16 protein-coding genes and 1 pseudogene are annotated in these 23,268 nt (G+C 68.5%); 11 read left to right on the forward strand and 6 right to left on the reverse strand.

Annotated features, from left to right (window positions below):
* Positions 1 to 379: 379 nt before the first annotated feature.
* The 4 genes from IQ210_RS31680 (at position 380) to IQ210_RS31695 (ending at position 6,840) form a co-directional block, all read left to right on the forward strand.
* Positions 380 to 715, forward strand: coding sequence for a CATRA system-associated protein (locus IQ210_RS31680; RefSeq protein ID WP_194082596.1), 336 nt, complete (start codon positions 380 to 382; stop codon positions 713 to 715).
* Positions 708 to 2,198 carry a CATRA conflict system CASPASE/TPR repeat-associated protein gene (locus tag IQ210_RS31685; protein ID WP_194082597.1) on the forward strand — a complete coding sequence of 497 codons (1,491 nt, stop codon included), beginning with the start codon at positions 708 to 710 and terminating at the stop codon, positions 2,196 to 2,198. Before IQ210_RS31680 ends, IQ210_RS31685 begins: the two co-directional genes overlap by 8 nt.
* A gap of 137 nt (positions 2,199 to 2,335) precedes the next feature.
* A complete protein-coding gene (locus tag IQ210_RS48310) occupies positions 2,336 to 4,633 on the forward strand; it encodes a CHAT domain-containing protein (protein ID WP_194082598.1) in 2,298 nt (765 codons plus the stop codon).
* A gap of 449 nt (positions 4,634 to 5,082) precedes the next feature.
* Entirely contained in the window at positions 5,083 to 6,840 is a 1,758-nt protein-coding gene (locus tag IQ210_RS31695) for a S8 family peptidase (protein ID WP_194082720.1), read from the forward strand.
* Positions 6,841 to 7,153: 313 nt separating this feature from the next.
* Here IQ210_RS31695 and IQ210_RS31700 read toward each other — a convergent pair whose 3' ends face one another.
* From IQ210_RS31700 to IQ210_RS31710, 3 genes and pseudogenes are all read right to left on the reverse strand, one after another.
* Complete coding sequence (locus IQ210_RS31700) at positions 7,154 to 7,822, reverse strand: 8-oxoguanine DNA glycosylase OGG fold protein (RefSeq protein ID WP_194082599.1); 669 nt, start codon at positions 7,820 to 7,822, stop codon at positions 7,154 to 7,156.
* Between the two features lie 118 nt (positions 7,823 to 7,940).
* On the reverse strand, positions 7,941 to 8,168 hold the full coding sequence (locus IQ210_RS31705; RefSeq protein ID WP_194082600.1) for a hypothetical protein: 228 nt from the start codon (positions 8,166 to 8,168) through the stop codon (positions 7,941 to 7,943).
* A gap of 705 nt (positions 8,169 to 8,873) precedes the next feature.
* Positions 8,874 to 9,107 (reverse strand): annotated as a pseudogene (locus tag IQ210_RS31710) (site-specific integrase); the annotation flags it as partial.
* Between the two features lie 23 nt (positions 9,108 to 9,130).
* On the opposite strand from IQ210_RS31710, the gene IQ210_RS31715 reads away from it, so the two are divergent.
* Both IQ210_RS31715 and IQ210_RS31720 read left to right on the forward strand, forming a co-directional pair.
* Positions 9,131 to 9,328, forward strand: coding sequence for a hypothetical protein (locus IQ210_RS31715; RefSeq protein ID WP_194082601.1), 198 nt, complete (start codon positions 9,131 to 9,133; stop codon positions 9,326 to 9,328).
* 1,992 nt (positions 9,329 to 11,320) lie between these two features.
* A complete protein-coding gene (locus tag IQ210_RS31720; protein ID WP_194082602.1) occupies positions 11,321 to 13,588 on the forward strand; it encodes a M4 family metallopeptidase in 2,268 nt (755 codons plus the stop codon).
* A gap of 267 nt (positions 13,589 to 13,855) precedes the next feature.
* On the opposite strand, the gene IQ210_RS31725 is transcribed toward IQ210_RS31720, so the two are convergent.
* Positions 13,856 to 14,347, reverse strand: coding sequence for a hypothetical protein (locus tag IQ210_RS31725; RefSeq protein ID WP_322657123.1), 492 nt, complete (start codon positions 14,345 to 14,347; stop codon positions 13,856 to 13,858).
* A 321-nt stretch (positions 14,348 to 14,668) separates the two neighbouring features.
* On the opposite strand from IQ210_RS31725, the gene IQ210_RS31730 reads away from it, so the two are divergent.
* Complete coding sequence (locus tag IQ210_RS31730) at positions 14,669 to 14,869, forward strand: hypothetical protein (RefSeq protein ID WP_194082603.1); 201 nt, start codon at positions 14,669 to 14,671, stop codon at positions 14,867 to 14,869.
* Positions 14,870 to 15,094: 225 nt separating this feature from the next.
* Here the strand turns inward: IQ210_RS31730 and IQ210_RS31735 are convergent, their stop codons facing one another.
* Entirely contained in the window at positions 15,095 to 16,363 is a 1,269-nt protein-coding gene (locus tag IQ210_RS31735; protein WP_194082604.1) for a cation:proton antiporter, read from the reverse strand.
* A 700-nt stretch (positions 16,364 to 17,063) separates the two neighbouring features.
* Between IQ210_RS31735 and IQ210_RS31740 the strand changes: the two genes are divergently transcribed.
* From IQ210_RS31740 to IQ210_RS31755, 4 genes are all read left to right on the forward strand, one after another.
* The gene (locus IQ210_RS31740) at positions 17,064 to 17,339 is read left to right on the forward strand and encodes a DUF3040 domain-containing protein (protein WP_194082605.1); all 276 of its coding nucleotides are present in this window, start codon (positions 17,064 to 17,066) and stop codon (positions 17,337 to 17,339) included.
* Positions 17,340 to 17,834: 495 nt separating this feature from the next.
* Positions 17,835 to 18,578, forward strand: a complete 744-nt coding sequence (locus IQ210_RS47405; RefSeq protein ID WP_228048663.1) for a hypothetical protein — start codon at positions 17,835 to 17,837, stop codon at positions 18,576 to 18,578.
* Between the two features lie 89 nt (positions 18,579 to 18,667).
* Complete coding sequence (locus IQ210_RS31750; RefSeq protein WP_322657125.1) at positions 18,668 to 19,123, forward strand: peptidoglycan-binding domain-containing protein; 456 nt, start codon at positions 18,668 to 18,670, stop codon at positions 19,121 to 19,123.
* Positions 19,124 to 20,007: 884 nt separating this feature from the next.
* Positions 20,008 to 22,416 (forward strand): NB-ARC domain-containing protein, encoded by a 2,409-nt coding sequence (locus IQ210_RS31755; protein WP_194082607.1) that lies wholly within the window; start codon positions 20,008 to 20,010, stop codon positions 22,414 to 22,416.
* Positions 22,417 to 22,581: 165 nt separating this feature from the next.
* On the opposite strand, the gene IQ210_RS31760 is transcribed toward IQ210_RS31755, so the two are convergent.
* Complete coding sequence (locus IQ210_RS31760; RefSeq protein ID WP_194082608.1) at positions 22,582 to 23,202, reverse strand: Rv1733c family protein; 621 nt, start codon at positions 23,200 to 23,202, stop codon at positions 22,582 to 22,584.
* Between the last annotated feature and the right edge of the window lie 66 nt (positions 23,203 to 23,268).

The raw sequence follows: 23,268 nt of genomic DNA on the forward strand, positions 1-23,268 counted from the left end.
CTCCGTGAAGATCTAGCCGGTCTCCTTCCAGAGGAGACGGTGAGGCCGGCCGGGGTTCTTGCCCAGCGGGCGCGATCCCGCGATACGGCCACAGGTCCGAGCCGCAGATTGAGCTTCACGATCGCGTCGGCCGACTCGATGCTCCTCTGATCCTCGCGCTCTTCCACCCGCACGTCTCCGGGGTTGTGCGCTGCCCCACGCCGCTGGCGACGACGTCCGACAACGACGACACCGGGCCGGGGACCGTGCCGCCCTCAAAGGCCGCGCCCGGATTCGGATGTCCTCCCGCCTGCCCAGGGTGGGCCGCATCCCCTACCGGAGGGATCAACTTTCCTACGTGTACGGCGTGTTGATCGGAACCTCACTATGCTTTTCGCGCATGGACGAGGAGCTGCGGCAGATGGCGTTGGAGGTTCTCGAGGACATTGCCCACTGGTCGCTGAGATCGTCTGGCTGGGAGCGGGTCGGCCGAGGGCTCGCGGACATGGAGCGGACGCTGCGGGCCGCGGACGTGACGGGATTCCGGCGGGCCGTCGCGGATGTCGAGATGGCGGGCCCGCATCGGATCTCGGGAGTGGAGGAGGCGTCTTCCCTGCCGGTCCCCGAGGTGTACCGGGAGCGAGTCAACGAGCTGATCCACGATTTGCAGGCGACCCGGGAGGAGCGGCCGTCGGCCGGCGCCGCGAACGGGGGCGGACCGGGTCCGCATGATTGAGGGCGAGGCCCTCGGGGTGCACGTGTTCGTCGTCACGGGCGGCGAGCATCGGGCGGCAGCGCTCGACTTCGTCCGGGCTCTGTGGGTCCAGTGCGGCGCGAGACTCGGCATGACGGAACCGGTGCCGGGGGTGGGTGTCGGTTTGGAGCCGCGAGGCGGTTGGGCCGCGCACACGAGAGGGCTGCTTGCGGTCAGGGGCGATTCCGGTCCTGGAGTGCGGCAGGCCGTGCTGCGGCGGGACCACGACGTCCTGTGCCTCTCGGTCATGTTGGCTCCGGATGCCGCCGAGAACTTGGGGTGGGCGGAGCTGGACGCGCAGTGGTCGGATGTCGTTCGTGCCGCTGGACCGGGGGCAGCGGCGTCCCACTCCGGAACGATGGGGGAAGCCAGGCTGTATCTGGCCAGGCTGGTCGACCCTTGTGCCCAGCCCGCTGCTGAGTCGACCGGCGCACTGGTGGCGACGCTACGGTCACGCGCTCCTGGCGCACCGGATCGGGTACCGGAGGGAGCGGTGACCCCTCAGGGGTTCGCCGTCTGGGAACTGTTGCCCACCGCCGATACGCGGATCGAACGTCGTCTGGTCGCCGTGGCCGGGCACGAGCGGGATCCCGAGCTGACGGCCTGGGCATGGACCGACCGGAATCTGAATCTGCCGCCGCTGGCGAAGTACCTGCTGCATGCCGCCAAGCTTCGTTACGAGCTGCGCGTGTGGCGAGCAGCCGAGGACATCGCCACGCTCCGTGCCGCCACGGACGCCGCGATCAAGGCCTTGCTGGAAGGGACCGCCGCACCGGCAGGGCCGAGCCGACAATCGGAGATCATCAGAGCCAGTCATGCTCTGGTGGCGCTGCAGGCCCGTGAGCGTGGCCTCGTCGACCGCTCGACACTCAGCCGCGAGATGGCCCGAACCGTCGAGATCGCCGCTGCCAACCTCATCCTCTTCGCCGGTGACGAGTCACTGGGCGGGCCGTTCGCCGACGATCGGGCGCTGGGGGAGTGGCTGGTCCAGCGCCTCGACGACGAAGCCACGTATCTGGAGGCCGCAGTGCGCCGCTGCGAGCAAGTCGGCTCGCTTGCCGACCAGTTGGTGCAGCGGAGCCAACAGCGTCGCCAGGAGACGGTCAACCTAGGCCTGACCGGCGCGATCGGGGCCATCGTGATGAGTCTCGGCGCCGTCCAGGCACTGCAGTACACGGTGCCGCTGCCAGGCCCCGTGAAGCCGGCCGTGGTCACGGCTCTCGGCGCACTCGCCCTGCTCGCCTCGCTCGTCGTGCTGCGGGTCGTGGCGCCGGAGCGGAGCTGGTCACTGGTCCTCGTTCGGCTGGGCGCGGGAGCGGTCGGTGCGGCCCTGGCATGGATCGGTGTGGCGGCGTTCGGGGACCGGGGCGCCGCGGCGGGGGCGACCTGGGCCGGGGCCGCGGTTGGCGCGGTGTTGGGAGTGCTCGTCTCCTTCGGATTCTGCGGGCGCGACAGGGGGCACTGACCGGACCGGGGGACGTCGGCGGCACGGCCCGCCCGGTCGAGAACATCCTCGGGAGAGGCGGTGTTGCTGCGATGGCTTACAGCAGTTCGTGGCGTGGTTCTGGAGGGGGGAACGAACGGCCCCAGCAGTCGCGCAAGGTGGAAGCCCGCAAGGTCGTCGCCGGGCTGTCACAAGTCGCGGAGGCGTTCAAACTGGGCCTCGCGGCGCAGGCCGACGCGCGGGGCGGCCGGGATCGGGGTCGGCTCGACATGGCGATCACCCACTTCCGGCGCGCGGTCGTCGCGGCGGCCGGTGACGACCCACACCGCGGCAGGTACGCCAACTGTCTCGGTGTCGCCCTGCTCGACCGCCATCGGCTCACCGGGGACGTCGGCGATCTCGACGAGGCCCTCGACCACCTGGTCGCCGCCTTCGATGCCGCCGCCAAGCAGACGATGGGCCGCGCCCGGGTGCTGCGCAACCTGTTCGACGCAATGGAGCTACGGCTGTCGCTGGCCGACGTCCCGCTGACCGACGACCAACGCGCTCGGCTTCCCTCGCTGGAGTCGCTGCGCCGAGAGAAGAGCCGTACGCCAGGGCTCCCCGCGATCGAGCGGCTGGCCGCTGCTCGCGAGAGCGGCTACAGAGCCGTGGCCGAGCAGGGCCTGGCGCAGGGCTGCCCGGATCTGACCCATGCCGTGGAGCTCCTCCCGCTGGTCGGCTGGGGCGGGCGCGATGAGGTACTCGAATTCCTCGCGGACTACCGGGGGTTGGCGTCCGAGGCGGCCTCGAGTGCCGTGGCGGCGGGTGATGTCGCCTTGGCGGTGCGCCTGCTGGAGCAGGGGCGTGCCGTGGTGTGGCAGCAGGATCTCGCGAACCGCACGCCTCGCGAGGAGCTGCTGAGGCAACTCGTCGCACAGGGGCCCCGGCCGCACGAGGGGAGCGGCAAGGACTCCCGCGCAAAGACGCACCCGAAGGCGGGAAGGAAGCGTTCGGGCCGGGCAGTCGATCGCCAGGCGCCGTCGCTGCCGTCGGATCTCGTGGAACGGATGGACCGTGCCCACGCCGCACTCACCCGCCTCGCGCCCGGGCCGGACGTGTCACCGGACAAGGGGGATCCGCGGTTGGACTTCGACCGATGGGGATTTCCGTGGCGGACCGGGACACCGGGCCTGGCCGAACTGTCAGACGCCGTACGGGAATGGGAGTCGCTGAGGCGTACGGCGCGGCGTGGGCTGCCGTACGTCAGCTTCCAACTACCGGACTACCAGCGTGACATCCGGCCGGCGGCGTCCGACGGTCCTGTCGTCTACCTGAACGTGAGTCGGTGGCGCTGCGACGCCATGATCGTCACTCGGAGCGGCGAGCACCCCACCCACGTCCCCCTGCCGGTTCTGACCGCTGCCGACGCCGAGCAGCAGGCGCAGCGGTATCTGGCCGCGATGATGAGCGACGGTGACGGGCGGGAAGACGTCGTCCGGGATGTGCTGCACTGGCTGTGGCACACGGTCGCCTCGCCCGTGCTGGCCGCTGTGGCAGGGCTTCCTGAGCTCGCGGAGACCCCGGCACAGCCGCATGTGTGGTGGATCCCCACCGGGCCGCTGACGACCCTGCCCCTGCACGCGGCTCTGTCCGACGACGGTCGCTCAGTCCTTGACCAGGTGACGTCCTCCTACACTCCCACGGTGAGCGCGCTGACACGGGCCCGAACGGTGCGGCGCGCGTCGGACCTCGGCCCACCCCCCACTCGCCGTCATCTGCTCGTCGCGCCCGCCACCGGTGAACTCCCGGCGACCAAACGGACATTGGCCAGGCTGTCCACGCTGCTGCCCCGCAGGCAACGCACCAGCCTGGTGGGCTCCGAGGCGACCTGGGACAAGGTTCACGAGGAGCTGCCCCGGCACGCCTGGGTGCACTTCGACTGTCACGCCGTACAGAACTTCGACGAGCCCCTCACGAGCCGTCTCTCACTGCATGACCGCGATCTGACCGTCGCGGATCTCATCGAACTGCCGGGCAATTCCACGGAGTTCGCACTGCTCGCGGCCTGCACCACGGCGGCGGGGGGCAGCCTCGTGCGCGACGAGTGGGTCAGCCTGGCCGCCGCCCTGATGTACGCCGAATACCAGGCCGTCATCGGAACGCTGTGGCCGGTACCCGACGGACCCACCGCTCGTATCGCACGAGACGTCTACGCCACGCTGATCCCGCCCGCCGAAGAGCCACCGGGCAGCGAGCACGCCGACGCCACGTCGTCGAAGTGGCGCCGGTTCCTGCGCCGCATCCTTTCGTTCGCCGGACGCCGGTCGGCGCCGAAACCGCCTTGGTCGTCCAGAACCGTCGATCTGAACGCCATCAACAGCGCGGACGCCCTGCACCGGGCTCTGCTCCGCGAACGGGACCGCCGCCCCGACCACCCGAGCGCCTGGGTGTCGTTCGTGCACTACGGCGTCTGAGGGAGCATTTGCTCTCCATGCTTCGTCCCGGGATGCCGCGTTGATGGGATATCAGAGTTGGGGTGCATTCTCTGGTGAGCCGGCGAGCCATCAGGGCGATCATCGCAAGGTAGATCATGGCGGCAGAGCGGGCCGGGAGGGCTTCGTAGTCGGCTGGGCCAGGCGGCGGGGGTCCGGTTGAGCGGGGTGCCGCCGGTGCCTCGCCCCTCAGGTCGCCGGGCGAACCGGTCCCCGCGCCCCAGCCGTCGACGACCGCGGCGTGCGTCGCTTTTCAGCCATGCCTCGACAACGTCCCTGTACGGAAAGGTACTTCCCTGCAAGGGCATGCACCTGACATCTTGCACCCACCACTCGTTTCGTACGGCCCGGCCGGTGCCATAAGCGCGGCCGGGCCGTCTTCGGAGGACGCATTGATACCCCACAGATCCAGCCGACCGAGACGCACGCTGGTGCTGGCGGCCACGCTCGGCGCCGCCCTCGCGTTCGGCGCCCCGGGCGCCCTCGCGGGTACGCTCCCGGTCCCCTCCGCGGCGCCGGCCGCCAAGGCCCACGCGCCGGCCGCCGCGTCGGCTTCCCAGAGTGCGGCCTGGGTGGCCGGCACGCGCGCCTACCTCGTGATCACCACCCCCGGTGACACTTCGGCGGTCCGCTCCGCGATCGCGGCCAACGGCGGCACCGTCTTCTCGAGCTTCGACGCCATCGGTGTGATCGTCGCCCACTCGGCGTCCAGCACCTTCGCCGCCACCATGCGCAGCGTCGCCGGCGTGCAGCAGGTCGGCGCCACGCGCACCTCGGACGTCCCGGCCGCCGCCTACGACCCGGCGCTCCCGCCCAACCCGGCCCAGGCCTCGACCCCGGCCGGAGAACCTGTCCGCGCCGACATGAGCCAGATCAAGGCCGACCAGGCCTGGGCCGTGAACCCCGGCTCCGCCTCCGTCACGGTCGGCATCCTGGACACCGGTGTGGACGACCAGCACCAGGACCTGGCGCCCAACTTCGACGCGGCCGACTCGGTCTCCTGCGCCTACGGCAAGCCCGACACCCGTGCCGGCGCCTGGCGGGACGTCGACACGCACGGCACCCACGTGGCGGGCACCGTTGCCGCGGCCAAGAACGGCAAGGGCGTCGTCGGCGTGGCACCCGGGGTGAAGATCGCCGCGGTCCGGGTCGCCGAGCCGGGCAACTCCTTCTTCTTCGCCGAGAACACCATCTGCGGCTTCGTCTGGGCAGGTGACCACGGCTTCAAGGTCACCAACAACAGCTATTACACGGACCCGTGGCAGTTCAACTGCCCGGACAACATCGACCAGGCCGCCATCATCGAAGGCGTCAAGCGCGCCCAGGAGTACGCCGAGAGCAAGGGCTCCCTCCAGATCGCCGCCGCGGGCAACGAGAACTACGACCTCGCCCACAAGACGACCGACTCCGCGAGCCCGAACGACTCGACGCCGGTGACCCGTACCATCACCAACGCCTGCCTCGACATCCCGACCGAGCTGCCGGGCGTGGTCACCGTCGCGGCCAACGGCACCGGCGTCACGAAGGCCTCGTTCTCCAACTACGGACAGGGCGTCATCGACGTCGCGGCACCGGGCAGCAACGTGTACTCCACCGTCCCCGGCGGCGGCTACGGCAGCAAGAGCGGCACCTCGATGGCCACCCCGCACGTGGTCGGCGTGGCGGCGCTCATCGCCAGTGCTAACCCGGGCATCACCCCGGCGCAGCTGCGCGCCAAACTGGCCGAGCAGGCCAACGACATCGCCTGCCCCTCGGACAGCCGCTGCACGGGTACGACGGCCAACAACTCGTTCTTCGGCGAGGGGCAGGTCGACGCCCTCAAGGCCGTCGGGGCGACCCCGCCGCCCGGCACGTACTTCGAGAACCTCGCGGACTTCGCCATCAACGACAACGCGACGGTGGAGAGCCCAATCACCGTAACGGGTGTGACCGGCAACGCCCCGGCCACCCTCAAGGTGGGTGTGGACATCAAGCACACCTACATCGGCGACCTGAAGGTCGACCTGGTGGCGCCGGACGGCACCCTGTACACACTGCACAACCACACCGGCGGCAGCGCCGACAACCTCGCCCAGACCTACACCGTGAACGCCTCCGCGGAGGTCGCCAACGGCACCTGGAAACTCCGCGTCAACGACAACGCCGCCTCCGACACAGGCAAGATCGACGCCTGGAACCTGACCTTCTAGCGCAGGGCCCGGCAACGCCCGCGTAGAGCATGCACAAGGCCGGCTGGGCGGTAGAGGGAACATGGGCCTCGGCGGCGGTGTACGCCGCAGCCGGGGCAACCATGCTGGAGGCGTCCAGGAAGGCTGCGGACGGCCCGGAGAGATACGCAGCTGACGGACGCCTACGACAGTGGTCTTGGGCCTTCTGCCGTAGGCGTTCGTAGGTGGCCGAACTCGTCCGGTGAACGTGGCCCCGATCGACACCGCTCAGCTCAGCAAGCGTTCGCCCAGGTCAGTGGCCAAACCGCCCCCGTATGCCCGCAGCTTCCCAAGCTCAGGACTCGTCTACGCGACCGTTCAGATGGAAGAGAAGCCATTCAAGCCAGTCGGCCGTGACACCTAGAGCCGAGGCCCAGCTGTGCATGGAGCTGACGTAGGTGGCGTATCGGGTGGGCCAGTGGCGAGTGCCGGCCGCCCTCCAACTGGACCATCCGAGTGCGTTCAGTGAACGAAAGACCCGGTCATCCAGGATCAAGGCCCGGTTACAGGTGCTGTCGCGGTCGTCAACGGCCGCGAACCACTTGGTAAAGAAGGATCGCCCCACACCGTTGAGCACGAACTGCCGGTAGGCCCCACTCAGATCGCCTTCTCGAACCGCTTCGGATGTGGTGCGGAGGACAGTGGCCATGCGTGTGTCTGACAGGGCCGCTTCGGTGTAGCGCGGGCCGCGTCCGTTTGTGGTGCCCGAGCCCCAGATCATGACGGCCACGAACAGGTCACGGAGGCTGTTGGGATCGTCGCCAACACGGTCACGGAGATGGGACAGGTCGACCCGGCTGATGAGACGGTCACCGCTCGGTCCGTTCACACATCCGACGCCGATATCGAGTACGTGCGCCGCTTCGTGCGGCTCCAGCCGTGAACGCCACGTTCTTGGACGGAAGCGCACGGGCTTCTGTCCGCAATCGCCGTAGCGCACAACGAGCTTATGAAGCTGTTCCATGATGCTCCCCCTGACCACGACGGCGGCGTGCCGTGGGGCACAGCGTATGAGAGGACATACCAACTGCCCACGCCAGGGAGCTCGCCTCTCTGGCCAATGCTCAGCGTCGTCGGCTTGATCAGCTGATGATCAAGTCGGTGACGCCGAAGACCAGGGCGAGCACGAAGCAGATCAGACTGACAGCCATCGCAAGGCGCGGCACCTCGTGCGTTCGACGGAAGTTGGACATGACTTCGTTGGACCAGAAGGAGCAAATCGCGACGATGACTGACGGGATGAAAAGCGGTGTGTCGCGACACACGTATGCGGCACCCACAGCCGAACCGATGAGAATGATCAGCATCATGCCCCACCCCTGCGCCCGCGGCGGCTCCCATCTTCGGATCGGCGTCCCCAGATCGGGGATCCAGCCGGGCTGTGGGCCACACCCTCGATCCGTCTCAGTTTCCGTCTCACTCAGCCCCGTTCGCCGTCGTTCAGGCGGGACCCGGAGTCGTCTGCACCGCAGCGGCCAATCGCCCGTGAACCCAGGTGAACGATCCCGTAGGACGCGGAGCGTCTCCGTGCCGATCTGTACGGGGGAGCAGACGAGCCGAGAACGCCAGGCCAGGACACGGCGGACGCACCACAAAGCGCACCAGATCGAGCGGGGAACAGCGGGAACCACGGTGAAAGCGACCGAGGGCGATGAGACCTGGTGCCAGGTGAAAGACCAGTTCAGCAGCCCTACCAGCGGCACATGATCGCAGCTTCCTACGCTAGGGGTGCCCAGCGCATGCCCAGGCTCTCCCAAGTCAGAGAAGGTCCCGGCAGAAGAACCGGAGCAAGAGATGGCCATGCTAAGAGCGCAGCGCTATCGGGATCTCGCGCGGGACGCCTCCGCTGACCCTGACTAGCCCTCACGCAAAGGCTGCCGGGTCAGCGTCAATACCTCGAAGCGCGGGGCGCCATCCCGGCAGCTATCGAGACCTTGGAACGTGCCTGGAAGCAGTATGAGGAGTATCGGGTGGCTCAAGGCGATGCCTGAGCGGCCGGCGGGTCTCCCCGAACCTCAGCCTGCGGGCTCCTGTTGACGCCGCAGAGCTCGCCCGAGTGCCTTCCGGGCCCAGTCTCGGCTGCTGGGCATGAGGTGTGCGCAGACCTTCAGGGTCAGGCTCGGGTCGGAGTGTCCGAGGTACGCAGCGAGGGTGTTGATGCTCTCGCCGGCGTCCAGGAAGTCGGACGCGTAGAAGTGCCTCAGGCGGTGCATGCCGTGTTCGCGGGCGGCGGTGTGCTCGCAGCTTCGTCAGCGACCCATAGGGTGACGGCGTGCGAAACGACCGACACGACGAACGGCTCTCCGATGAAGAGCTGGAACTCTTCTTGCAGTATCTGCATCGCTTCGCCCAGTACGAAGTCGATCAGTTCGCCCTCATGGAGGTAGGTGATCCTGAGTACCCGGTCTACGTGACCCTGTCCCGGGCGCTGGAACCCGGTACCGATCGTGCCGCCTATCGCCGTCCGTGAACGAAGCCGGTCGGGTCGTGTGACATACGCCGGACGCGATCCGAGAGGCCCGATGCTCAGCTGCTGCGGTCGCTGCCATCATCGTCGGATGACGGCCATGCAGCTGCCGGCAGGATGGACGCTGGAGGAGATCCACAGGGTCTCAGGCGATCGGGAAGCCATTCCCCTCGACACCAACCGTGTCGTCTCCACGAGGCGTTGCGCGGTCTGTAGTCGCAGGCACCCACTTCAGGTCAGCGCTTCAAGACCCGTGTCAGTTTCCGTCTCATGCAGCGTCGTTCACAGTTGTACGGACGAAACCAGGGATGGTGGACGCTGAGACGACGGGCCGTCCAAAAACGCAGGTGTACGGGCCCGTCCGAGTTGAGTGACCACCACCACGCGGGAAAGCGTGCATCTGAGCCTCGTCACGAGATGCTGTGCACGTCGCATCTCAAGCTTGGGACGCTTCTTCGGATGAATCACGACAATGTTGCACTTCTAACTAGTTCGCCTCGCGTGTGACGCAGGCGGCCTACGGTGACGGTCACGCGTAACAAGCAGGGGGGACCGTGAGCACACCACCGCCGCCGCAGAGGCCACCGCGCCCTGACGAAGTGCTTGCCTTCCACAACGGGGACACGCTGGAGAAAATCCCTGTCGTCCGCGACGCCGCACTCCCTCGACCGCCACGGTTTCCTTGGAAGGCGACAATGTCCGGGGGAGCCGCGGCAGTCGTTGTAGGCGTTTCCGTGGCTCTGGTGCTTCATCAGCAGACCAACTCGGGCAACAGAGACGGGAGAGCGCTGCCTCCAACAACACGCAGCATCGCGGGGGTCGCCAGCGGAGACAGTGAGACGTCGCTGGCGCCGACAGCGCAAGCTTCGCCGTCGAGTGCTGCACCGTCCCGCTCAGTCGCAGCAGAGTCGTCATGCGTCCCGGTGACCTACAAGACGCCTGCCGGTACGACCAGCTGTGAGCCGAAGGCCGATGTCTGTGTCGCCGGCGCACCCTGGTACGTCGAAGACATCGAGGTACTGTGTGGTGGCCCTGCGCCCCTCCAGGCCATTCACGTCATCTCGCAACCTGCCACCGGTGGGGACCCGGGATCCACCTACTGTCTCGCGTGGACGGGTAGCAGCGACGGGGCGGGGAGGGACGCCACCCTTCTGATGAACGCGGCCGGTTATCAGTGTGGTGCGTATCTGGTCGGCTCAGACGGACAGGCGATCCAAGCAGACGGCACTTCGGTCTTCTCGGACAGTCCTCAATCTTGTGAGGGGTCCTACCCGGGCACCAGGATGACCTATCCGGGCGTCCTGGACTTTCCGATCGAGGGCGGTGCGCAGCCTCCCACGTACGTCTGTGTTGCTGAGAACTCGGGCGCATGAGACGGAACAGCAATGAACAGAGCTATGGGTCGTAAGGCGACGGACCACACGGCCGCACCACAAGCGCACCGGGTTCGTGGGTGATTGGCCGTTGAGCTGTGAGGGTCCAACTGTGTGACAACACCCACGCACCACGGGGAACAATCGCGGACGCCGACGGCCCGGCGCAGGAGGTGAGAGGCACGCAACCTTCCTGGACGCGATCTGGTGACGTCGCCCGCCCGTTGCCCCGCCACTATCGGCGAGCACCTGTTCAGGGTGTTGTCCGCGCAGGCCCTCGCGAGGCTCACCCGGGCTGAGTGTTCCTCCGCCCGCCGACGAACCCTTGAGGTGAGGCCGAAAACCGACGCCGTCTGTGCCGATATGCCCGCTCGGAATGGTCAATTCCAGCCGTTGCTTTGGCATTTCCATGACAAAGCTGTGGGCGCGGTGCCACTCTTCTGCGGAAGTTCACGATTCCTTGACGGAATCCCCACGCGGAGCAACCGCTCAGCCCCCACCCCTCAACCCCCCACCTCCTTCCACCCGCATGCCGTGCAGCGCTCCGGACCGGCGTACCCCGCCGCTCCGTCCCGTTCACGACCCCCATCACGGGTCGCCCGTTGCATCGAAGGAGAATCCGTTGCCCCTGCGACGCCGCGCTCTTACCGCGCGCAGACGCACCAGCGCCCTGGCCCTCACGGCCATAGGCTCCCTGCTAGCCCTCGCCGCCCCGGGTCTCGCCACCGCGGTCCCGGCGGACCCGGGCCCCACGAAGATCACCGCTACCCCCAGGGCCGGCGCCGCCCAGCCGTCCCTGACGCCCGCCCGCCGCGCCGCCCTGATCGAGAGCGCCCGGTCCGCGGCGCCCCGCACGGCGCAGCGGATCGGCCTCGGCGCCCAGGAGAAGCTCGTCGTGAAGGACGTCATCAAGGACGCCGACGGCACCACGCACACCCGTTACGAACGCTCCTACGCGGGGTTGCCCGTCCTCGGGGGTGACCTGGTCGTCCACGACAAGAGCGGTCGTACGACCGTCACCAAGGCGAGCCCCGCCCGACTTCAGGTCCCTTCGCTCCGGCCGGCAATCAGCGCAGCCGGTGCCGCCACCAAGGCCCTCGGCGTCTCGAAGAAGGCCGAGGTCAAGGGGGCCGAGACGGAGCGGGCGCCCCGCCTGGTGGTCCGGGCCGGGACCGGCAAGGCCGTGCTGGCCTGGGAGACCCTCGTCGAGGGCGTCCAGGAGGACGGCACCCCCAGCGAACTCCAGGTCGTCACCGACGCCACCACCGGCAAGGAGCTCCTTGCCGCGGAGCACGTCCACACCGGTTCCGGCACCGGTCAGTACGCCGGCGAGGTCGCAGTCGGCACCACGCTGTCCGGATCGACGTACCAGCTCGTCGACCCCGACCGTGCCGGGCAGCGGACGTACGACCTCAACCAGGGCACCTCAGGCACCGGCACCCTGTTCACGGACGACAACGATGTCTGGGGCGACGGCCTGCCGTCCAACCGTCAGACCGCCGGTGTCGACGTGGCGTTCGGCGCGGCGGCCACCTGGGACTACTACAAGGAGACGTACGGCCGCAACGGCATCCGCAACGACGGTGTCGCCGCCTACAGCCGCGCCCACTACGGCAACAACTACGTCAACGCCTTCTGGCAGGACTCCTGCTTCTGCATGACGTACGGCGACGGCTCGGGCAACACCCATCCGCTGACCGCGCTCGACGTGGCCGCCCACGAGATGAGCCACGGCGTCACCGCCGCCACCGCGGGACTGATCTACTCGGGGGAGTCCGGCGGACTCAACGAGGCGACCTCCGACATCTTCGCCGCGGCCGTCGAGTTCTACGAGAACCTTCCGGCCGACCCCGGCGACTACCTCGTCGGCGAGAAGATCGACATCAACGGTGACGGCACACCGCTGCGTTACATGGACAAACCCTCCAAGGACGGCGCCTCCCGCGACAGTTGGAGCTCCACCCTCGGCGGCATCGACGTCCACTACTCCTCGGGCCCCGCGAACCACTTCTTCTACCTGCTCTCCGAGGGCAGCGGCGCCAAGACCGTCAACGGCGTGGACTACGACAGCCCGACGTACGACGGGCAGCCCGTCACCGGCATCGGTATCCAGAACGCCGCCGCGATCTGGTACCGCGCGCTGACGACGTACATGACCTCCACGACCAACTACGCCGGCGCCCGCACCGCCACCCTGTCGGCCGCCGGCGACCTGTTCGGCACCTACAGCCCGACCTACCTCGCCGTCGCCGACGCCTGGGCCGCGATCAACGTCGGCAACCGCATCGCCCTCGGCGTCAACCTCGCCCCGACCGCCGACCAGGTCAGCGGCATCAACCAGAACGTCAGCCTCCAACTGGACGCCTACACCACCAACACCGGCGCCGCCCTGACCTACGAGGCCACCGGACTGCCCGACGGTCTCGGCATCAGCCCGAGCGGTCTGATCAGCGGCACCCCGACGACCCTCGGCACCAGCGACGTCACGATCACCGTGACCGACAGCACCGGTGTGACCGCCTCGGACACCTTCACCTGGAAGATCGGCTATATCTACGCCAACGCCACCCGCGTCGACATCCCCGACAACGGGGCCGCCGTGGAGTCACCGCTGACCATCACCGGCCGCGACGGCAATGCCTCCGCGACCACCTCGGTCTACGTCAACATCGTCCACACCTACCGCGGCGACCTCACCGTCGACCTCGTCGGCCCCGACGGCACCGTCTACTCCCTCCTCAACCGCAGCGGCGGCTCCGCCGACAACGTCGACCAGACCTTCACCGTCGACGCCTCCGCGCAACCGCTCAACGGCACCTGGACCCTACGTGTGCAGGACCGGGAAGCGATCGACGTCGGGTACATCGCCCGCTGGCAGCTGACTCCCTGACACCCACGCCAAGTGCACGACGCCGCCCGGGTCCTGGGGATCCGGGCGGCGCCGGCCCTGGCGCGTGCGGAGCACGTGCTCGCGTCGAACGTCCGTCGCTGGAGTCAACGAGGCGATGAGTTCGCTGAGCTGTCGGCGGGGCGCCGATGCAGGACTCAAGTGCTGCCTCGGCGAGTCGGCCATGACCACCATCAAGGGCTGGCGCCTCTTGCGACAGCTCCGCTGCGGCACCACGTGGAGCCTTGTCTGGCTGCGCCAAGCGTGCGGCTATTTCGGCATGACCATTCCCTGGTCCGTCACGTAGTAGCTGGCCATACACGTCGGAAATGCTGAGCTGTCTCCCGGACCCCCGCGCATCTGAGACGAGTTGCAGAACTTGGACAGGATCTGCTGTCTCTCCTGATAGCTCAGCCCAGCAGGCTGATCGTTCTGCGACCCGTCGTCCCTCTGACCCTGCACTGAGGGGGTCGGGGAAGTGGTGTCCGAGCCGTCACTGGAACGCCCCACCCACACACCGAGGGAAAAGACTGCGGCCACGGCGATGGCACCCGCAATCATCAGCGTCACAGGCCGCCTCCACCACGGAGTCTCAAGCCTTGCCAGGATGGCCTGATATTCCGGGTGCCTCTCGTACTCGTCTTGCCACCCGCTCGGCACCTCGTTCATGGCCACCCCTTCAGCCCAGCCGGCACTGAGATCGTGCGCGTAGAGCCGGGCGGCACACAGTATGCGCAAGATCCACATCATCTCTACGTGCACGCCTCAACTGTGATCAAGGCGTGAGGGATTCAAGCCTTTCAGGATGCTCCTGCGGGCGGAGGCGGTCCTGCGCCGGCGCGGGTCAGTTCCGCGATGTCGTAGACGGAACTGGGATTTCCAGTGTGGGGAGCCCGGCGTCCTGGTCCCGGGTTGGTCCATGCGGATTGGGCAGCGGTCAGGACCCCCGGTCAGGCCGAGGGACTCGGTCAGTACGTCGAGGCACGGCACAGCAGCCCGTAGAGCCTGGTCCAGCTGATCACGTACACGTACACCGCCTCGGGGTGGCAGGCGCCTGTCGATCAGGTTGGAGTACGCGCGCAGGTGGTCGCGACCGGGGCCCGCCGCGTCATCCTCGTGCACTGGGACGACTTCATCACCGGGCTGCACCAGCCCCTGCGGCCCATGCTCTACTGCCTGGACGACCTCGATGCCACGATGAGCGGGCTCCTGTCCCTGGCCCGCCGCGACGGTGTGGACGTCGTCCTGCCCGTCGCCTGGCACCCGAGCGCCCCTCTCGAGTGAACCCCTCACCAAGGTCCGTCTGGTCCCGCGCAGTAGCGGTTCGGCCGACTGCGCACGGCGTTCACCACGATGCCAGGCCTCGTTGCGCATCCGGGGTCTGCGCGATGGCGCGCCACCGGGTCGCGGTGTGGTGGTGGGCGTGATCGGCCTGACACGAGCCTGACGACCCGTCACCGCCCCTGGCCACGGGGCAACTTGCGGCAAGGAGCCGGGCGGCGGGTGCGGCTACCGCTCGGCCTCAGCAGGTAGCGCGGATGGGGCAGATGGTGTTCTGTCGTCATGGGGTTCCAGGTCGTACGGCGAGGAGGCCGTGCGGTCGGGCAGGCGGTCCTGGGCGGCGCGGAGCACGTGGGCGAGCAGGTGTGCGCGTCCGGCGGCGATGGGGCCGAGGATCGCGAGGACGAGGACGTACCCGGCGATGAACGGGGCGAGGCGGGCGTCGAGCCCGGCACTGGCAGCCATGGCGGCCAGGATGAGTGCGAACTCCCCCCGGGCGACGAGGGTGGTGGCGATCTCGGCGGCGCTCTCGGTGCCGTAGCGGTACAGGCGGGCGACGAGGAGCCCAGCGACGATGTTCATGACGAGGGTCAGCGCTGCCGCGGCGGTGACCGGTCCGACGACGGACAGGAGGTCGCCGGGGTCGATGGAGAGTCCGAAGGCGAAGAAGAAGATCGCGGCGAAGGCGTCGCGCAACGGATGCACGAGTTCCCGGATGCGCGGGCCGGAGGGCGTGCCTGCCAGGATGAGACCCACCATGAACGCGCCGATGGCATCGGCGACTCCGAGTGTCTCGGAGACTCCGGCCACGAGGACGGCCGCCCCGAGGAAGCTGATGACGAGCAGTTCGTTGTCGCGGGTCGCGATCAGGCGGCCGACCAGTTTGGTGCCGTAGCGGGCCGCTGCGGCCAGCACGAGCAGGAAACCGAAAGCCTTGGCGCCCTGCAGGGCCATGTCCCCGGCACCCTGGGCACCGCTGATGACCGGCTGGAGCGCGGCGAGGTACAGCGCGAGGAAGATGTCCTCCACCACGATGACGCCCAGGATGAGACGAGTCTCCGGGCGGCCGATGCGGCCCAGGTCGATGAGGATCTTGGTGACGATGGCGGAGGAGGAGATCCCCAGGACACCGGCGAGCACGAGCGCCTCCCGGGCACCCCATCCCAGGGCGAACCCAAAGGCCAGGCCCGCGCCTACGTTGAGCAGCAGATAGGTTCCGCCCGCCGTCAGCAGGCGTCGGCCGCCGCGCTTGATGTCGTCGAGGTGGAACTCCAGGCCCAGGTAGAACAGCAGCAGCACCAGTCCGAGCGCGGAGAGCATCTCGAAGTCGTGCGCGTCCTCGACGATGACCAGGCCCGGGGTGTGTGGGCCGAGGATGATGCCCGCGAGCATGAACAGCGGGATCGTCGGGAGTCCGATCCTGCCGCCGAGGCGGGCGAGGAGAGCGGCGGCCAGGAAAGCGCCGCCCATCGCGAGAAGGCTGTCAGCGTGTCCCACGGGTCACCGCCTTCCCGGGTGCACAAGTGGCAGATCGTTTCACCGTGCGGGGATGGATAAGAGATCCTCCTTCGTGGGGCTGTGACGAGCAGCGTCGTGCGCTGTTCGGCGCGGCTATGACAAGCAACGCGAACCGAGGTGGCGCTGCCAGCCTCACACGGGCACCGATGGCCTCACCATCGGTGCTCGCACCCATTTTCGGGTGGGGGAGACGCCCAACTCCCTTCTCACACGCGCCGGTGGTCGATCGAAGCCGGCTCACCGCCGCCCCGAGGCCGGCCGTGCGGTGGCCGAAGCCGACGGACCGGCTTCGACGAGGTCACGGGCGGCGACAGATTTGAGGACGTGGCCGGAGGCCTGCGATGCCGGCGTGGATGCGCAGGCGGGGCGGTGTTCATCAGGTCTGGCACCTATGGCCGCGACGATCGGCGCGGTAAAGCCCCGTCTACACGGTGTTCCCCTCCCAAGATGGGTGCTGGTTCCGATAGGCGGCCCTGGCTCAGCAGATGACCATGGGGTTGGTGGGATGCGCGAGTCGCCCGGCGGTCGGGCCCGGCCGGTCGGCGGCGTACTGGCGGACTGCCCTTGGTATCCATGATCGCGTCGGCTGACGGCCGTATGACGAGGTACCGGGCGGCCTGCGCAGCGGTTCCCATCGACCGATTCGGTGTGGGCATCGGACACCCCTCGAGGAGGAGACATGGCCCCGTTCGAGGAGCAGTCGCTGCGGGACATCGCTGAGCGGCTGCGGCGCGAGGATCCCGGCCTGGCACGCGCCTTGCAGGAGCACCACCCCGTCCATCCACGTCGCCGACACCGGCGCTGGCCGGCGTGGGCCCTGCTGGTGCTCGCCGTCGTGGCACTGGCCCTTGGCATGGTGCTGCCGCATGGCCTGCTCGTCGCCACCGGCCTGGTGCTGGTTGGGATCGCCGCGAACCTGTTCGACCCGCTACCGCCCAGGCCCCGGCCTCGGTGATGCATGAGCGGCGCCATTTCGCGACGTCCAATGCCGGCTGCGGTCCTGGCCACCGCTGGTGTGGACATCTCCGTCGTGGTCCCCGCGGCCGACGCCCTCTGCAGTTCGGGCATGGAGTGGCAGCACCTGGCGCCCAGTAGCTGTTGCTGTTCCGGCCTTGAGGGGTGTGGGTCGAACGGGAGTCTCGGTCGGGTGACCGCTGCTGGCCGCAGGCATGAAGGCAGGGCCTCTCGGTAGCTCGGGTTGCGAAGCCAACTGAGATCCAGGAGACCCAATTGCCACGTTTCTAGGTGCTCGCGCCGGTGGAGTTCAACTCGGCTGCACCGTCGTGTGGTTGTGTCGCTCACCGGTTCGGAAACGCGGCCAACCACCCGGAACGTGCTCGGCGATATCCCTCGGGGATGACGGACGCGGAGTGGGCCGTGGTCCGGCGGCTATTGCCGGTGCCGCCCTCGTCCACTGCGGTGGATAGTCGAGCGCTTCTTAGCTCATCTGATGCGTACCCGCCGCCTGACACGCGACTACGAACGGCGCACCACCAGCGCCGAAGCGATGGCCTACTGGTCGCTGATCCTGCGCATGACCCGCTGCCTGCCCGGCTCCACTCGCAGCCAGCGTAAACCGGCCTGGCTGCGAGTGGAGCCGGGCAGGCAGCGGCGTGCGACCAGGCGTTTCGCCTTCGACTGCAATGCCTTAAACCCGTTCCGGCACCGCGTCTATGCCGAACGCCGCGACCATCTCCTGGCACGTCAACGGCCCTTGATGAAGCTGGCGGCGGTCCGTGAGCGCCTGCAGAATGCGCTGGTAATCACCGACAGCGCCGACCAGGCCAGCCCCTCACGTCACACCGGCACCTGCGACTTCGACTTCGCCGCGGTCGGCACCTGCGACGTCCTTCCTGCCCGCTTTCGTCCACGGGGGCCAGCACCTCGCCGACCCGCGAGCGGCGATGGCCCGCTCCTTCCATTCCCGCTCGGCCACGGCAACTCGGCCTGCCCTTTGCTTGACCAACAGAATCGCCGTCCTCAACCCACAACATCTGATGCCTGCCCTATAACGTTCCAGGTTCCGGTGGGAGCGCATCCTTGCGAGCGTGACGTGGTCGGCCTGCCTGGAGCGGTACCGACAGGGCTGCACCAGAGAGTGCTCGGCAAGGCAGAGGGCGGACATGTGCGACTGAATGCCCTGGAGCGGGCTGTCGCCACAGTTCCGCGCGACAGGGATGGGAGAGGTGGCTGATGAGGAAATTTTCGGTCCGCAGCCGGGGCGCGGTGAGCTTGGCCGCCGTCGGCCTGCTAGCACTCGGCGGGTCACCAGCGTCCGCTGCGGTGAGCGATGGTTACGTCCGCGGCTACGACACCTATGTCGGGGACTGGGGTGACGAGGGCGTGCTGAAGCTTGGAGGCTCGAACTCCAACGCCGTCTGCTTGTGGCAGACGGTCCTCTGGGCGGAGGGCGCTCAGGAGATCGACGGCACCTCGTTCGACCAGGCGGACATTGACGGCATCTTCGGCCGGAATACCGAGCTTGCCACGTCCTCTATGCAAGGCCGATGGGACCTGGAGTACGTGGACGGGATCGTGGGGTCCACGACGTTCGGGCGCGCCGACGATCAGCTGGAATACTCCAGCGGCAGTGAAGACCGGGGGCGGACCCTGTTCCTGACTTACGACGGCAGGGCCTACGACTTCACCGTGGCTCGTAACAGCGAGGGCAAGTACCGCTTCAAGGACCGCAGCGGTGTCTGGCAGTACGCCGGGTACAACACCTGGACCTGTAACTGACACGCAGCGACCGGGCAGAGGCAGGTTGGGTCTGGCATCCTCCTGGTGCCGGGCCCGTATCCGCCTCAGCGCTGCAATCTCCATCGGAGATCGAACGTTCGTATACCAGGACGTCCACTGTCGGTCAGACCGGACCGCCAGTCGAACTCAAAATTACTGGCGAACCGATACGTGCGCTCCAATGCCAGCTGGGTCTTGCCCACCCCGCCCCGGCCGCGCAAAGGCCTCACCGCCATCCCGCCGAGGACCCAGCGCTGGTCCGCCACCGGTTCGCCGCACCTGCCACCCCAATCAATGCAGCGATTGCCGGCATACCGCTTGCCACGGTTGAACTGCTATAGGCAGGGCTGGGGAACGCTCGCGCTCGCTGCTGGTGTTCGACAACGGCGAAGAACCTGACGGCCTGGCCTCGTTCTTGCCAGGCCGCCCGGAACATGCCGGTGAAGCAGCTTCGTCCGGCTCCGGGCCCTTACGGTCCGGGCGCATCTCAGCGTGTCCCTCCGGCTATGGCCTCTGTGCCCTCGAGTGGCCCGGCTGATTCTGCGGCCGCCGACTGACGGTGCCGTTGGCCTGGCAGGTAATCTCCGGGCCGGAGGCCAGGGTTGGGGGTGCATGTGCGGGGCCGTGTTGTGGGGCTGGTGTCGCTTGCCGGGGTGACGGCGGTGCTGGCGGTCTTGCTGGCACTGGCGGGAAATGCAGCCACCTCCCAACAGCGCTGGCCCGGTTTAGTGGATGGGCTGCGGCGGCACCCGTGGCCGTGGGTCGCTGTGCTGGGGGCGCTGTCTTTCGTGGCAGCCGGTGTCGCGATGTGGATGCAGGAGCGACCACTAACGGTTCAGGATGATCCGCCACCTCCGCAACCCGCGGCCGTACCGGGCTGGTTCGTGGACCGGGACCAGACGCGCGACACGGTGGCGGCGGTGTGCCGCGGCGGCCGCGCGGTAGGCATCACCACCTCGCTGTGGGGAGCGGGCGGGTTCGGTAAGACCACTCTGGCCATGGCTGTGTGCGCCCACCGGCGGGTGCGGCGCCGGTTCCGTTCGCGGATCTACATAGTCACCATCGGTCGAGACGTCCGCGGACGGGCAGCCGTGGCCGCCAAGGTCGCCGAAGTCACCCGATTCATCACCGGTGACACCAGCGAGTTCGACGATCCCGACCTGGCAGGCGCTCACCTGGGCCGGCTCCTGGACCAGCGTCCCCGCACCCTCCTCGTCCTCGACGACGTGTGGGAAGACGAGCAGCTCGGCCCCTTCCTCCACGGCGGCCGTCGTTGCGTCCGACTGGTCACCACTCGCAACCCGACGCTCATACCCCCCTGCGCACACCGCATCCAGGTCGACCAGATGTCACCCGTCCAGGCGAAAGCCGCGCTGACTTGGGGCCTGCCGCCCTTGCCCGACGCTGTAGTTGACGGTCTGCTCTGTATCACCGGCCGCTGGGCCCTGCTACTGCGCCTGACCAACCGTCTGATCGCCGAACAGACGGCCACCGGCGCCGACCCTGCTGCCACCGCCGAGCGGATTCGTCACCGGCTGCACGCGCACGGGCCCACCGCGGTGGACGACCCCGCTGCCACCTGGAGCCTCGACGACCCCCGCCTGCGCAGTCAGACCGTGAAAGCCTCCGTCGAGGCCGCCACCACCCTGCTGCCGCCCGGCGGCGCCGACCGCTTCACCGAACTCGGCATCTTCGCCGAGGACGAGCCCATTCCGGTATCCACTGTCGCCCTGCTGTGGCAGGCCACCGGCCGGCTGACCGAGCCCCAGACACGCAGACTCTGCAGGGACCTGGCACGCCTGTCCCTACTCACCCTCGACCCGCGGCACGGCGGCCAGATCGGCATCCACGACGTCATCCGCGACTACGTCCGCGACGGCCTCGGCACGGCCGGCCTGGCCCGCCTCAACGGCCTGCTCGTCGACGCCGTCGCCGCCACCCTGCCGGCGACCCGGCCTCTAACCCCCACCGCTCCCGATCCCGAACGCGCCTGGTGGCAGCTTGAGGACGGCTACCTCCTCGACCACCTCCTCGACCACCTGATCACCGCCGGCCGCGTCGTGTCCGCCGAGGCCACAGCGGGCGATGTGCGCTGGGTTGAAGCACGCCTGGCACAACGCGGCCCCAGCGCCCCCTGGAACGACCTGGCCCGTATCAACACGCCGCACAGTCGCTCTTTGGCCCTCAGCATCTCCCAAGTCGCCCACCTCCTCACCCCCACCGACCCGCCTCACGCCCTCACCGGCGTCCTGCACAACCGTCTTGAGGCGCACCCGCACTGGCGCCCCCAGATCACCGCCCGCCGGCAGGACCCCGCCCACCGCCCCTGCCTCGTCAACCGCTGGCCCCTGCCCGACGGCCCCAACGCCGCGCTGCAGCGCCTGCTCACCCGTCACCCACCCGACGTCTCCGGCGGCATGAGGTCGGTGGCGATCGCCCCGGACAGCACCTGGCTCGTCACGACAGGCAGCGCCGACGGGGGGCGGGTCTGGGACCGGGCCTCGGGGACGTGCACCGCCACCGTCACCGGTCACACCGGCGGGGGGCCGGTGGCGATCGCCCCGGACGGCATGTGGCTCGCCATCGGCAGCCATGACGGAAAGGTGCGGATCTGGGACCGGGCCTCAGGCACCTGCACCGCCAGCCTCACCAACGACACCGACGCCGTGTGGGCGGTGGCGATCTCCCCGGACGGCACCTGGCTCGCCACTGGCGGCCGTGACGGGAGGCAAAGCATGCTGATCACCACAGAGGGCCGTAACGGGACGGCGCGGATCTGGGACCGGGCCTCGGGAACCTGCACCGCCACCCTCACTACCCACACCGACATCGTGGAGTCGGTGGCGATCTCCCCGGATGCCACTTGGCTCGCCACCGGCAGTTTTGACGGAACAGTGCGGATCTGGGATCGGGCCTCCGGGGCCTGCACCGCCGCCCTCACCGGCCACACCGACATCGTGGAGTCGGTGGCGATCTCCCCGGATGCCACTTGGCTCGCCACCGGCAGTTTTGATGGAACAGTGCGGATCTGGGACCGGGCCTCGGGGACCTGTACCACCACCCTCACCGGCCACACCGGCGCAGTAGTGTCGGTGGCCATCGACCGAGACGGTACGTGGATCGCCACCACCAGCAACGACCGGACGGTGCGGATCTGGGAGCTCGCGGGAGCCCGTACCGTGGCTGTCGCACGCTCCGAGGGGTCGCTGTACGCGTGTGTTTGGGCGGAGGATTCACAAGAGCTCGCAGTGGGAGGCGAGCGCGGCGTGTACCTCTTCGCCCTCCTGCCCTGACCTCCAAGGGCTGTTGCCAAGACCTCACACTGACAGAACTCGCGGCGGTCGGCCACCATATGACATGCAGCTCCTCGACGATGCCGCTGCTGGCGGTCCCGCAGCGCGCAGATCTTCTCCCGTGCGGCGACATCCAACCGATCGAGGTCCCGGCAGCTCAGCGGGTCAGTGAGACGTGGTCCACCTGAGAGCGACATCGGCCCAGCCCGCGTCCCACCGGGCGAGGTTGTGCCGTTCCAGCCTGCGGTTGGCGTAGGCGTATGCGGCGGCACCGAGGAGTGGGACGGCCATGGCTGCAACGAGGGCGGAGCCCATGGCGCGGTTACGGACCTGCGTCATGGTCATGGGCGGGTCGGTGATCTTTCCCTCGTTGTCGACCCAGACGCGGACGGTGCTGCCCGCGGGCAGGGCGGCCTCGACGTCGGCCTTCGCGGTGCGGGTATGTCCATGAGGGTCGGTAAAACGAACGGAGACCGAGTACAGGGCCTGCTTCGCCTCGTCTGATCCTGGTTCTGGATGGCGAGGGGCGTCGCGGACCAGTACGGCGGGAGTGTGATGGCGGGTGGCGGCCTGGTGCCGGGCGGTCTCCAGGTGATGGCGGTAGGCGGTGTCGCCGACCAGGAACATGGCGACGGGTGTGGTGGCGAGCACGGCCAGAAGGAGTGCTGCCGCGATCCACGCCTGCGCGAGATCGGTGCGACGGCGCAGGGGGTTGCGCCGCCACCGCCACAGCAGAACGCGGGGGAGTTCTTCAGCAGGGGGCGCTGGGGGTGTTGCGCGGGGCACGATGTCTCTCCTTCCGCGTGATCGTGACAGCATCGCCGCGTGTGGGGCGAGGTCGGGACGGGGCCG

The organism is Streptomyces justiciae (assembly GCF_015163075.1).
GTDB lineage: Bacteria > Actinomycetota > Actinomycetes > Streptomycetales > Streptomycetaceae > Streptomyces > Streptomyces justiciae.